Annotated in this window: 1 protein-coding gene; it reads right to left on the reverse strand. The window is 46.2% G+C overall.

The genetic code is table 11. The annotated features are described in order from the left end of the window. On the reverse strand, positions 1–565 hold a 565-nt coding region (locus R7Q11_RS28320), incomplete at both ends, for a UvrD-helicase domain-containing protein (RefSeq protein WP_225467245.1).

Below are 565 nucleotides of genomic sequence, written 5' to 3' on the forward strand. Positions count from 1 at the left end.
TGGTGATCCACCAACTTCTCTTGCACTTGCTTTTTCGTTAAACCAACAGCAGCTAAATGCGACAATTGAGAATCCAACCAAGCAATCAGCTTCGGATTTTCCGAATGGCTACCCAGCTCATCGTCACCTTTCAGGTAAGCAATAGGCCATTTATCTAAATGCTTTTGCCAACGTTTGAAATTTGTTGGTGTCATCCAGTGCTTTTTCAACCAGTCGACACACCAAGCCGTGCGTTGGTTATCGTCTAATGCAAGAGGGCTAATTTCGACAGGCTGCTGCTCGACTTGATTAAGAATGTACAAGCCGAGTTGATGAAAGGTATTGACTCTTACGCCTTCTGCCGCCAAGCCGACTTTATCAACCAAACGCTCTTTCATTTCTTTCGCGGCATCTCGGCCAAACGCAAGCATCAAAAGTTCTTCCGCTTGAGCTTGATGGCTTTGAAGTAAGTAAGCCACTCTTGCAGTCAATACGCTGGTTTTACCCGAGCCTGCCCCAGCCAAAACAAGGTTGTGATCATCATTGAGCAACACTGCGTATTGTTGCGACAAGTTCAGTGGAGACG

This window comes from Vibrio sp. 970 (genome assembly GCF_033339075.1).